1 protein-coding gene and 2 pseudogenes are annotated in these 1,648 nt (G+C 35.3%); all 3 read right to left on the bottom strand.

Annotated elements, in window-relative coordinates; genetic code table 11:
- A pseudogene (locus tag ACFILA_RS09450) lies at nucleotides 1-335 on the bottom strand (ABC transporter substrate-binding protein); the annotation flags it as partial.
- Between the two features lie 358 nt (nucleotides 336-693).
- Nucleotides 694-879 (bottom strand): hypothetical protein, encoded by a 186-nt coding sequence (locus ACFILA_RS09445; RefSeq protein WP_375637873.1) that lies wholly within the window; start codon nucleotides 877-879, stop codon nucleotides 694-696.
- A 378-nt stretch (nucleotides 880-1,257) separates the two neighbouring features.
- Nucleotides 1,258-1,648 (bottom strand): annotated as a pseudogene (locus ACFILA_RS09440) (ABC transporter substrate-binding protein); the annotation flags it as partial.

Below are 1,648 nucleotides of genomic sequence, written 5' to 3'. Positions count from 1 at the left end.
TCGTTGAACTTCAAACCATCACGCAAATGAAAAGTAATCACAGTACTCTGATCATCACTTGAAACATCCCAACTCTTCGCTAACGAGGGAACCATTTTAGTAGCATCATCTGTAGCAGAAACGACTAAATTATCACAAATATTGTTAACCAATTCAATTCCATAACGGTCATTGAGTTGTGCAGGGTCAAATGTACTTATTGGATCGAGATTCCAAGCCATCACAAGCGTATCGGCAGGTGTTTTTGCTGAAACTTGTTGCACAAACATCCCCATTGCAAGAACAGCAGAAACAAAAGAACCGCCCTTTTTCAATATTTTTCTTTTCACGTTCATAGAATTTTCCTTTTAACGTTTATTGTATAAATTCCCCATGCAGCAAAACGTGCTTAATAATTAAGTTTAGACGAACGATAGGCTCCTAAAGATCAAACTTTAAAACCTTCAAGAACAAGCACCTCTTGTCAATGACTCCTCCTGTCTACACTTATAAGCCAAACTAAAACATACAAAGGAAAACACTCTGATATACAATGAACGCTCACCAACAACAGAGCTTATTCACGATATCATAACGCCTACTATTGAAAACTATAAAACCTGTATTTTTTCTATCTTGTTAAGCAAGCTTGTCTCGTATTTCTTCCGGCGTGTTCTATACCATCAAAGCACTACCCCTTTTGGCTCAAGTACCTTAATAACAAAGAGCCTTCATAATAATTTGACGATTTGATAAAACAGGAAAATTTGTCAGTTTGCCAAGTGCAACGACTTTTATTCCTTCTTCAAAAGAAAATTTAATTTTTTCATCACTCCCCGTAAAATAACACCCTCCAAATGACATCTCATCATCTTTCAAAGCAAAAGAAAATATGAACACTATAAAAAACTGATATCCCTTGTGTACCCACCCATAACAAAACTTTCCTTCAACACAGCAAAACCTTTGCACCTTTAGCACCACTAAATTCCGCGATATTTGTTACACTTAGTTTCTTTATGTTATACTCAGTTTTTTAACAAATAAATTGACCACTTTCTAATTCAGAGAAATTGAAATATCGATCTTAACATCCACTTAAATACACCTCTAATGAGAATGAAAAATATCTTTAAACGAATGTCTTGAAAAGACATTCAACAATATATCACGCATTACCTATGATCTTCGACGCATTGCAAAACTTGAAAATTTATACAATACGCCGAATATATCATGACTATGTCCTTTATCTATTGAACAGCATTGAAGACACTCTTATTTTTCAATTTTACTATAAAAAATATGTGGCGCACTATTCCAAACCCACTTTTTGACATCAGGCGTCATCGCAATAACAGTATATTTCTGATAGATAAACGCATAAGGTCCTTTTTGCATAAGTTCACGTTGTAAATCAGCATATATTTGTGCCCGTTTTTGCGGATCTTTTTGAAACAACGCCTCTTCAACTTTTTTATTCATTTTGGCATCAAAATACCCATGCTGCCAACTAGGATAGGCTGTATTTTTTGCCTCAAGCCGATTATCTGGATTATAAACAAGACGTGAAGCCATTGTATGAGGATCCGCAGAATCATTATTCCATCCGATAAAAGCCGTATCAAAAGCCCGTGCATTCACTTTTGAAAACAACTGTGTACCTGCT

The sequence above is a fragment of the Bartonella sp. CL71SXKL genome (assembly GCF_042194935.1).
Classification (GTDB): domain Bacteria; phylum Pseudomonadota; class Alphaproteobacteria; order Rhizobiales; family Rhizobiaceae; genus Bartonella.
The sequence above is the reverse complement of the archived record's forward strand: the minus strand, read 5'-3'. Positions and strand labels throughout refer to the sequence as shown.